Consider the following 9,327-nt stretch of genomic DNA (forward strand, 5'->3'; position numbering starts at 1 on the left):
ATTCTGCATTGTTGCGGTTGCATACAGATGCATGCTCGGACAGGCGAAGTCAAATGTCGGCGTATATGTTTGATGTATAGAGAAAAAATGAACTTTCTACTGACGCTTCATATGACACCTCCAGCTGATGGCGTAGGCGCAGGACAATTTTGTAGGCGGTGCATAATTTTTGATCGCATATCGAGATGAAATTGCATGCACCTTTCTTCTGTCGGACGACTACTTAGAATTTGTCGTACAGAATCAATACTCTAAAATCTGGCATGACCATTGCATACACTTTGCTGTATTCAATTGAAAGCGGCTAAACCGCCGCAAGGGGAGCATTCCGATGACCAGACTCCTTTCCATGAAACGACGCCATTTCCTTCAGGCTTCTGCCGCTGCCGCTCTCGTCGGTGCAGCGCCTGGTCTCCTCTCCTCGCGCGCGCTTGCGCAGACGGCGCTGACCGTAGGCTTCATCTATGTGGGCCCCAAGGATGACTATGGCTACAACCAGGCGCATGCCGAGGGGGCTGCCGCGGTCAAGGCGCTGCCCGGCATTACCGTCGTTGAAGAAGAAAACGTGCCCGAGACGGTGGACGTTCAGAAGACGATGGAATCGATGATCAATCTCGATGGCGCCACCCTGCTCTTTCCGACCTCCTTCGGTTATTTCGATCCGCACATGCTGGCCATGGCAGCCAAATACCCGGATACCCAGTTCCGCCATTGCGGCGGGCTGTGGCAGGAGGGCAAGCATCCGGCCAATACCGGCTCCTATTTCGGCTATATTTTTCAGGGCCAGTATCTGAACGGCATCGCCGCCGGCCATACGACGAAGAGCAAGAAGATTGGTTTCGTCGCCGCCAAGCCGATCCCGCAGGTGCTGCAGAACATCAATGCCTTCCTGCTCGGCGCGCGCAGCGTCGATCCGACGATCACCTGCCAGGTGATCTTCACCGGCGAATGGTCGCTGGCGGTCAAGGAGGCGGAAGCCACCAACGCGCTGGTCGACCAGGGCGCCGACGTTATCACTTGCCATGTCGACAGCCCGAAGGTGGTGGTCGAAACCGCTGCCGGCCGCGGTGCCTTCGTCTGCGGCTACCACGCCAATCAGAGCCCGCTTGCGCCCGAGAAATACCTCACCGGCGCCGAATGGGCCTGGGGGAATGTCTATAGCGACTTCGTCAAGAAGGCCCAGGCTGGCGAAAAGCTCGGCAACTTCGTGCGCGGCGGCCTGAAGGACGGTTTCGTCAAGATGAGCGCGCTTGGCCCTGGTGTTCCCGAGGCGGGCCGCAAGGCATTCGAAGCGACGCATGCCGAGATGATGAAGGGCGGTTTCTACGTCTTCAAAGGTCCGCTCAAGGATAACAAGGGCAACTCCGTCGTCACGGCAGACAAGAGCTACGCCGAAGATGCGATCGAGCTCGAAAGCATGAGCTATCTGATCGAAGGCGTGGTCGGATCCACGGCGTAAACCGCAACAGAGGGGGAAGCGCCATGACCGTTCAGGCCAATGATCCCGCAATATCGGTCGCTTCCGGCAAACCAACCTCGCTGCGACCCCTGCTCGAATGGGCCGCGCGCAGGGCCGAACCCATTGTTATCGGCCTTGTGGCCATCCTGATCGGTCTCGGGCTCTTCTCCCTCTTCATCCTGGCGATCGGCAGATCGCCGGCCATGCTCTTCCAGCTCATGTACACCGGCGGCTTTGGCAGCTGGTTTTCCGTACAGAACAGCTTAAGCCGCGCCGCACCCCTTCTCCTGACGGCGCTCTGCGTCGCCCTGCCAGCCCGCCTCGGCCTCGTCATCATTGGCGGGGAAGGAGCGGTCGTGCTGGGCGGCGTTGCCGCCGCAGCCATGGCCATGCCGCTCGTCGGGACTGCTCCTGCCCTCCCTGTCCTTGTTCTCATGGCGATCGCCGCCATGGTGATCGGCGGCGCCTGGATCGGTCTTGCCGGTTTCCTGCGCCACTCTCGCGGCGTCAACGAAACCATATCGTCGCTGCTGCTCTCCTATATCGCCATCGCGCTGATGAACCAGTTCGTCGAAGGCCCGCTTCGCGATCCGGCCAGCCTCAACAAGCCCTCCACCGAGCCGCTGCCAGCGGGCTACATGCTTGGCAACATCCCCGGCATGGACGTGCATTGGGGCCTCGTCATCGGCATCCTCGCCTGCATCGTCTCCTGGATACTAATCGAGATGACGAGCTACGGTTTCGCCGCCCGCGTCGCCGGCGGCAATGTACGCGCCGCCCAGATTCAGGGCCTGCCCGTCGGCAGGCTGATTGCCGGCTTCACCGCGATCGCCGGCAGTTTCGCCGGCCTGGCCGGCATGGTCGAGGTCTCCGCTGTGCAAGGCAGCGCCAATGCATCGCTTGCGGCAGGCTACGGCTATACCGGCATCCTCGTCGCCTTCCTCGCCCGCCACAATCCGCTGGCGATCATCCCGGTCGCGATCCTGCTCGGCGGCATCGATGCCTCGGGCGGCCTCATCCAGCGCCGCATGGGCTTGCCCGATGCAACGGTGCTGGTGCTGCAGGGCACGCTCTTCATTGTCATTCTCTTCTGCGAGACCTTCTACGGGCGCTTCAAGGTCTTCAATCCCGACCTTTGGAAAAGGAGCCTCTGATGGAAGAGACGGGTATCGGCATCTGGGGGGTGCCGCTGGCGATCCTGGCAGGCGCCATCCGCGTTTCCACGCCCTTCATCTTCGTCAGCCTGGGCGAGACGATCACCGAACGCTCCGGCCGCATCAACCTCGGTCTTGAAGGCACGCTCGTCTTCGGCGCCATGACGGCTTACGCCGTCGCCGTCATGACCAATTCGCCGTGGCTCGGTGTGCTGGCGGCCATGGCAATGGGCGCGGTCTTCGGCCTCGTCCACGGCTGGATCTGCAAGTGGCCGAAGGTTAACGATATCGCGATCGGCATTGCCATGATGCAGTTCGGGCTCGGCCTTGCCTTCTTCCTCGGCAAGCCTTTCATTCAGCCGGCCGCGCCGCATCTGCCGGCAATTCCGCTTGGCTTCTGGTCCAGCATGCCGCAGATCCAGGCGGCGCTGAACGTTAACGTGCTCTTCCTGCTTGGCGCAGCACTCGCCTTTGTTCTCTGGTGGGCTTTCAAGAATACCCGTATCGGCCTGATCCTGCGCGTGGTCGGCGACAGTACCGACGCAGCGCGCGCCATGGGCATCAATCCGGATCGGGTGCGACTGCTTGCCACCGCAGTCGGCGGTTCGCTGGCGGCAATCGGCGGCGCCTATCTGTCGCTTTATTATCCCGGTTCCTGGAACGAAGGAATTTCTTCCGGCCAGGGTCTAATGGCCGTGGCGCTGGTCATCTTCGCCCGCTGGAACCCGATTGGCTGCTTCCTTGCCGCCCTGCTCTTCGGTGGCGCCGGTGCACTCGGCCCGGCGCTGCAGTCCGTCGGCGCCACTCAGGGTTATTACCTCTTCTATGCTGCCCCTTACGTGCTGACTCTGGTCATCATGATCGCGACCTCGTCACCCACCCGTTCGCTCGCCGGCGCGCCTGGCGCGCTTTCCCTGACGAAATAAGCCCGAACGACATAGGTCTGAAAGGAGTCAAACGATGAACGGCCTCGGCGGATTGAACAAATCGGAACATGGCGTCGGCATCGGCCTTGTCCAACTGCAGCTTCCCGTCACGGTCACGAGGGAAGACCTTGCCCGCCAGACACAGGTGATCGTCGATCTCGTCGGTAAGGCGCGGCGCAACCAGCCCGGCATGGATCTGGTCGTCTTTCCGGAATATGCCCTCCACGGCCTGTCGATGGATATTAATCCGGAGATTATGTGCACGCTCGACGGTCCGGAGGTCTCCGCCTTCAAGAAGGCCTGCAGCGAGAACGCGATCTGGGGCTGCTTCTCGATCATGGAGTTGAACCCGGAGGGCATGCCCTACAATTCCGGTTTAATCATCGACGATAAGGGCGAACTTAAGCTCTATTACCGCAAGATGCATCCTTGGGTGCCGGTCGAACCATGGGAGCCCGGCAATTTCGGAATTCCCGTCATCGACGGGCCGAAGGGAGCCAAGCTCGCGCTCATCATCTGCCATGACGGCATGTTCCCGGAGATGGCGCGCGAATGCGCCTATAAGGGTGCGGAAATCATGATCCGCACGGCCGGCTATACAGCGCCGATCCGCGAAGCGTGGCGCTTCACCAACCAGTCGAACGCCTTCTGCAATCTCATGGTCACGGCGAGCGTCTGCATGTGCGGCTCCGACGGCACGTTCGACTCGATGGGCGAAGGCATGATCTGCAATTTCGACGGCTCGATCATCGCTCACGGCACATCCGGCCGCGTCAACGAGATCATCACCGCGGAAGTGCGTCCGGATCTTGTACGCGAAGCACGGCTCGGCTGGAGCGTCGAAAACAATATCTACCAGTTCGGTCACCGCGGCTATGTCGCCGTCGCCGGCGGCGCTGATGACGCGCCCTATACGTACATGCACGATCTCATTGCCGGCAAATACCGCCTCCCGTGGGAGGATCAGGTGAAGGTTACGGACGGTACGCCCTGCGGCTTCGACAAGCCGGCGCGCCGCTACGGCGAAACATTCAAACTCGCGGGTGAATAGGAGAAAAACGATGGTCGCCATGGTCGAAACCAGAGGACATTATATCGACGCCGATCCCTATGCCTGGCCTTATAACGGCGCCCTGCGTCCGGATAATACCGCTCTCATCATCATCGACATGCAGACGGATTTCTGCGGCAAGGGCGGTTATGTCGACCACATGGGATACGACCTGTCCCTGGTCCAGGCGCCCATCGAGCCCATCAAGAAGGTTTTGGCCGCCATGCGCGCCAAGGGCTATCACATCATTCACACTCGCGAGGGTCATCGGCCCGATCTTGCCGACCTGCCGGCCAACAAGCGCTGGCGTTCACAGCGCATGGGCGCAGGCATCGGCGATCCAGGCCCTTGCGGACGCATCCTCACACGCGGCGAACCGGGCTGGGACATTATCCCAGAACTCTATCCGATCGAGGGCGAGACGATCATCGACAAGCCGGGCAAGGGCTCCTTCTGCGCAACCGATCTGGAGCTGATCCTCAACCAGAAGCGTATCGAGAACATCATCCTGACTGGCATCACGACGGATGTCTGCGTGTCCACCACCATGCGCGAGGCGAACGATCGCGGCTTCGAATGCCTGCTTCTGGAAGACTGCTGCGGCGCGACCGACTACGGCAACCATCTCGCTGCGATCAAGATGGTGAAAATGCAGGGCGGCGTCTTCGGCTCCGTCTCCAATTCCGCAACGTTCGTGAGCCAGCTGCCATGAGCACGATCCGCGACACGCCGCTCCCGCAACCCGGCAAGGCCGTCGGCATCGACACGATCGACATCACGATGCGTTTTGGCAGTTTCACCGCCCTCGATCATGTTTCGATCAAGGTGCCCTCGGGCAGCTTCCACGCCCTGCTCGGCGAGAACGGCGCCGGCAAGTCGACGCTCGTCAAATGCATCATGGGCTTCTATCACGCGACGTCAGGTTCTCTCTCCGTCGATGGCCGCGAGGTGGCGATTTCCTCGCCCAAGGATGCGGCGAGTTACGGCCTCGGCATGGTCTATCAGCACTTCACGCTGGTCCCTTCGCTGACCGGTGCCGAAAACCTCGTCATCAGCCGCGCGGAAGTCCCCACTTTCATCAATTGGACCAAGGAACGAAAGGATCTTTCCGCCTTCATGGAGCGGATGCCCTTCAAGATCCCGCTCGACCGGCCGGTGAGCGAACTGGCCGCCGGCGAGAAGCAGAAACTTGAAATTGTCAAGCAGCTCTATCTCGGCCGCTCCTTCCTTGTCCTCGACGAGCCTACCTCGGTCCTGACGCCCGCAGAGGCCGATGAGATCCTCGGCCTCGTACGCGGGATGACAGAGCGTGGTGAGCTGACCGTGCTGATGATTTCCCACAAGTTCCATGAGGTGACGAAGTTTGCCGATGCCGTTTCGGTCCTGCGGCGCGGCAAGCTTGTCGGCTCTGGAAAAGTCGGGGAACTCTCCACGGCTGAGATGGCCGCGATGATGATCGGCGACGTCAAGCTCGCCGAGCTCGACACCCGCATCCCCGTCCCGGAGGGCGCCAAGCCGGTCCTCAAGGTGGAGCAGGTCAAGGCGCCCGACCGCTCAGGTCTCAAGACCATCGAAATCAAAAATCTCACCGTCCGCTCTGGCGAGATCGTCGGCATTGCCGGCATATCAGGCAATGGTCAGAAGGAACTGACGGAAATCCTCGCCGGCCAGCGGCCGACCAATACCGGCCGTGTCAGCGTTAAGGGCGAGACGTACGCGGCAACACGTGTGGAGACGCGCAAGAACAATGTCCGTTTTATTCCCGAGGAGCCGCTGCAGAACGCCTGCGCGCCGCGGATGACGGTCAGCGAAAACCTCGCCTTCCGCACTTTCGATCTGAAAGCGGACGGCAAGGATGCCGTCTGGCTGAACAAGGCCAAAATGAAGAAGAGCGCCACCGCTCTGATTTCCGATTTCAAGGTGAAGACAGCCTCGTCTTCCTCGCCGATCGCGGCATTATCGGGCGGCAATGTGCAGCGCGCGGTGCTCGCCCGCGAGCTCACAGGCGAGGTTGACCTGCTGATCGTGTCCAATCCCTGCTTCGGCCTCGATTTCTCGGCAGTAGCCGAAATCCGCTCCCGGATCATGAAGGCGCGCAACGCTGGCACAGCTGTGCTGCTGCTTTCCGAGGATCTCGACGAGCTGCTCGAGATGTCCGATCGGATCATGGTCATTTCCGAAGGCAAACTGGTCTACGAGACGCCGGCGCGCTCGGCGGATATCGGCGTGATCGGCGCCCATATGGCGGGGCATCACTGATGGCGGAGATCAAGGCAGAACCCTTCGCCTTTCCGGCGAGGCATGATCAGCTCGCGCTCATCGTCATCGATATGCAGCGTGATTTCGCCGAGCCCGGCGGCTTTGGCGCCAGCCTCGGCAACGACGTCAGCCGCATCATGAAAATCGTGCCCGAAGTCAGACGCCTCATCCAGGGCTTCCGCTACGCCGGACTGCCGGTCATCCACACGATGGAATGCCACAGGCCCGATCTTTCGGATTTGCCGCCGGCAAAACGCGACCGCGGCAACCCCACACTCAGGATCGGCGACGAAGGCCCCATGGGTCGCATCCTCATCTCCGGCGAGCCCGGCACGGCTATTCTGCCAGAACTCGCTCCGGTAAAAGGCGAAGTGGTTATCGAAAAACCCGGCAAGGGCGCCTTCTATGCGACCCAACTCGCGGAAGTGCTGCAGCAGAAGGGTATCAAACAGCTGGTTTTCGCAGGTGTGACGACCGAAGTTTGCGTGCAGACCACCATGCGCGAAGCGAATGACCGCGGCTATGAGTGCCTGCTCGCCGAGGAGGCGACGGAAAGTTACTTTCCCGAATTCAAGGCCGCCGCCATCGCCATGATCCGCGCCCAGGGCGCGATCGTCGGCTGGACGGCCCGAGTCGACGATATACTGGAGAGCATCGCCCATGCCTGAAACCACACGCGCACTGCTCACCGCAGGCGGTTGGAAGGATCTGGAATTCGGTCCGTTTCGCGATCAGGTGACGATCCACTGGATCCGACCATTCGCCGACGACCAGCCAGGCGTGGCGCTCCTGAAATACGAAGCCGGCGCGGGTGTTCCCCGCCATCGGCATGAGGGGCTCGAAACCATTCTCGTGCTCGACGGCGTGCAATCGGATGAAGCGGGCGATTACGGCCGCGGCAGCTACGTCGTCAACGCACCCGGTACCGAGCATTCCGTCTGGAGCGACACCGGCTGCGTCGTGCTCATCCAATGGGATCGGCCTGTCAAAATGTTGGAACAGGAAGCAGTATGAATTGCGCGATTCAGCCTCCGCAAACCGGCTGCCGTCGGCGCCGGTGCGCGATGAAGACTCCGCCGGCGTTCGCTCCGGCGCGCAAGCGCAATAGCCGCAGGTTTATCCGCCAAGGGCGCTGAACGTCAGCACGGCGGAGAATGTGGCGAGGGTTGCAGAGCCGCACCGCCGGGCAAATGGCGGCATTCGTTTCTCACGTCCGAGCATGACCCTGCCGATCGACAGCCAGATGGAGGACACTGCCAGGACCACGGATGCGAGAATGGCGATAGATTCTGTCGCAGGCACCTCCGCGGTGGGAGGGACCATCGTCACTCCGATGATAAGGGCTTTGGGATTCAACAGCGTCGTCACGGCCAGCTGCCGCGGGCTCACGGCCTCGACTTGGCTGGATCCGATGCTCCAGAGCCGGAGCGCCAGGTACAGCACCCAGGTCGCCGAGAGAAGTTTGACGCATTGCGAAACCAGCGGGTGGTCGCGGAAAAAAGAACCGGCCAGAGCGGATGCTGGAACGACGATCGCAAGATATGCGGTCAGAACAGTGACGAGCAGCGCGGCCGCGCGTCCGAAGGTCAGACCCTGAGATGCCATCGCCAAAACGGTGTTGGTCGGCCCGGGCAGGATGAGCAGCGTGAAAACGCCCGCCGCGAAAGGCAGAAGATGCATTGCTACCGTCTCCAGTTTCGCCCGCTTCTTGCATGGCCGCTCGTTCCAGTCGTTGATAAAAATCATTTTGCGTCCGGAACAATCCTGATGCCCGGACATTTTGAATTGAAGCTCTGAGGTGGGCGCTATGCCTTGCATGATCAGTTTCATGCTCACTCGGTTTGCCGCGGGATTCGCAATTGGTTGCACCGTGGGACTAGTCATTTGCCAGCAAGCGTTTCCTGCGACAGGTGCGGTTGAGAACTATCTCGTGCATGGCCTCTTCGTCTACTTTTTTGCGAGCACCATAGGCATGGGTTACCTCGCGACCGCCCTCCTCCTGGAAGAATAGTGCCGCAGGGAGCCGGACGCCCGCCATCATGCCGCGTCCTGCCCAGGTTCGAAGTCGGCGGGATCCTTGAACCGCAGCTGCATCGGCCGGGCGACGGAGAGCGCGGAAGAGGGAACGAATGTTCGATTTCGCGATGGGGATCCGTTCTCTCCGTGCTAGCAGAAGCCAACAACTCGTTCTTGTGAAATGGCGGCTTGCCGGTCAGGGACTATGACCAGGGCCGGTGTCTTGTCGCTGCTCGCTCGCGAGCGGCTGGCTGATCGCAACCGGTATGCGCATTTTTCCCTGTATGCTCAGGCAACCATTCGCGCCAGTGCGCAGCGCGACCAGAGCGAATGCAGCGCGTCGACCAGATGGGCGATGTCGGCGTCGGAGTGCAGCGGCGTCGGGGTGATGCGCAGCCGCTCGGTCTTCTTCGGCACGGTGGGATAGTTGATCGGCTGGACGTAGACGCCGCAATTGTCAAG

11 protein-coding genes are annotated in these 9,327 nt (G+C 61.0%); 9 read left to right on the forward strand and 2 right to left on the reverse strand.

Annotated elements, in window-relative coordinates; translation table 11 throughout:
* Window positions 1–331 precede the first annotated feature (331 nt).
* Genes FFR93_RS39075 through FFR93_RS39110 form a run of 8 tightly spaced genes read left to right on the forward strand, consistent with a single transcriptional unit; the run spans window position 332 to window position 7,863 of the window.
* Window positions 332–1,459, forward strand: a complete 1,128-nt coding sequence (locus FFR93_RS39075) for a BMP family ABC transporter substrate-binding protein (RefSeq protein ID WP_138397066.1) — start codon at window positions 332–334, stop codon at window positions 1,457–1,459.
* A 23-nt stretch (window positions 1,460–1,482) separates the two neighbouring features.
* Window positions 1,483–2,613, forward strand: a complete 1,131-nt coding sequence (locus FFR93_RS39080; RefSeq protein WP_138397067.1) for an ABC transporter permease — start codon at window positions 1,483–1,485, stop codon at window positions 2,611–2,613.
* Window positions 2,613–3,539, forward strand: a complete 927-nt coding sequence (locus FFR93_RS39085) for an ABC transporter permease (RefSeq protein ID WP_138397068.1) — start codon at window positions 2,613–2,615, stop codon at window positions 3,537–3,539. The genes FFR93_RS39080 and FFR93_RS39085 overlap by 1 nt, the downstream gene beginning before the upstream one ends.
* Before the next feature lie 34 nt (window positions 3,540–3,573).
* Complete coding sequence (locus tag FFR93_RS39090) at window positions 3,574–4,590, forward strand: formamidase (RefSeq protein WP_138397069.1); 1,017 nt, start codon at window positions 3,574–3,576, stop codon at window positions 4,588–4,590.
* 10 nt (window positions 4,591–4,600) lie between these two features.
* Window positions 4,601–5,302, forward strand: coding sequence for an isochorismatase family cysteine hydrolase (locus tag FFR93_RS39095; protein ID WP_064709239.1), 702 nt, complete (start codon window positions 4,601–4,603; stop codon window positions 5,300–5,302).
* Window positions 5,299–6,849 (forward strand): ABC transporter ATP-binding protein, encoded by a 1,551-nt coding sequence (locus FFR93_RS39100; protein ID WP_138397070.1) that lies wholly within the window; start codon window positions 5,299–5,301, stop codon window positions 6,847–6,849. Before FFR93_RS39095 ends, FFR93_RS39100 begins: the two co-directional genes overlap by 4 nt.
* Entirely contained in the window at window positions 6,849–7,517 is a 669-nt protein-coding gene (locus FFR93_RS39105) for a cysteine hydrolase (RefSeq protein WP_138397071.1), read from the forward strand. Before FFR93_RS39100 ends, FFR93_RS39105 begins: the two co-directional genes overlap by 1 nt.
* A complete protein-coding gene (locus FFR93_RS39110) occupies window positions 7,510–7,863 on the forward strand; it encodes a cupin domain-containing protein (RefSeq protein WP_138397072.1) in 354 nt (117 codons plus the stop codon). Before FFR93_RS39105 ends, FFR93_RS39110 begins: the two co-directional genes overlap by 8 nt.
* A gap of 102 nt (window positions 7,864–7,965) precedes the next feature.
* Here the strand turns inward: FFR93_RS39110 and FFR93_RS39115 are convergent, their stop codons facing one another.
* The gene (locus FFR93_RS39115; RefSeq protein WP_138397075.1) at window positions 7,966–8,529 is read right to left on the reverse strand and encodes a threonine transporter RhtB; all 564 of its coding nucleotides are present in this window, start codon (window positions 8,527–8,529) and stop codon (window positions 7,966–7,968) included.
* A gap of 127 nt (window positions 8,530–8,656) precedes the next feature.
* On the opposite strand from FFR93_RS39115, the gene FFR93_RS41810 reads away from it, so the two are divergent.
* Window positions 8,657–8,860, forward strand: coding sequence for a hypothetical protein (locus tag FFR93_RS41810; RefSeq protein WP_138397073.1), 204 nt, complete (start codon window positions 8,657–8,659; stop codon window positions 8,858–8,860).
* 293 nt (window positions 8,861–9,153) lie between these two features.
* On the opposite strand, the gene FFR93_RS39125 is transcribed toward FFR93_RS41810, so the two are convergent.
* A partial coding sequence (locus FFR93_RS39125; protein ID WP_138397074.1) for an aminotransferase class I/II-fold pyridoxal phosphate-dependent enzyme occupies window positions 9,154–9,327 on the reverse strand: 174 nt, incomplete at its 5' end.

The sequence above is a fragment of the Rhizobium sp. MHM7A genome (assembly GCF_005862215.1).
GTDB classification, from domain to species: Bacteria; Pseudomonadota; Alphaproteobacteria; order Rhizobiales; family Rhizobiaceae; genus Rhizobium; species Rhizobium bangladeshense.

What these genes read in the sequence shown, in the direction of transcription:
- FFR93_RS39075 (WP_138397066.1), top strand. Translation starts at nt 332, where the DNA reads ATGACCAGACTCCTTTCCATGAAACGACGCCATTTCCTTCAGGCTTCT.
- FFR93_RS39080 (WP_138397067.1), top strand. Translation starts at nt 1,483, where the DNA reads ATGACCGTTCAGGCCAATGATCCCGCAATATCGGTCGCTTCCGGCAAA.
- FFR93_RS39085 (WP_138397068.1), top strand. Translation starts at nt 2,613, where the DNA reads ATGGAAGAGACGGGTATCGGCATCTGGGGGGTGCCGCTGGCGATCCTG.
- FFR93_RS39090 (WP_138397069.1), top strand. Translation starts at nt 3,574, where the DNA reads ATGAACGGCCTCGGCGGATTGAACAAATCGGAACATGGCGTCGGCATC.
- FFR93_RS39095 (WP_064709239.1), top strand. Translation starts at nt 4,601, where the DNA reads ATGGTCGCCATGGTCGAAACCAGAGGACATTATATCGACGCCGATCCC.
- FFR93_RS39100 (WP_138397070.1), top strand. Translation starts at nt 5,299, where the DNA reads ATGAGCACGATCCGCGACACGCCGCTCCCGCAACCCGGCAAGGCCGTC.
- FFR93_RS39105 (WP_138397071.1), top strand. Translation starts at nt 6,849, where the DNA reads ATGGCGGAGATCAAGGCAGAACCCTTCGCCTTTCCGGCGAGGCATGAT.
- FFR93_RS39110 (WP_138397072.1), top strand. Translation starts at nt 7,510, where the DNA reads ATGCCTGAAACCACACGCGCACTGCTCACCGCAGGCGGTTGGAAGGAT.
- FFR93_RS39115 (WP_138397075.1), bottom strand. Translation starts at nt 8,529, where the DNA reads ATGCATCTTCTGCCTTTCGCGGCGGGCGTTTTCACGCTGCTCATCCTG.
- FFR93_RS41810 (WP_138397073.1), top strand. Translation starts at nt 8,657, where the DNA reads ATGCCTTGCATGATCAGTTTCATGCTCACTCGGTTTGCCGCGGGATTC.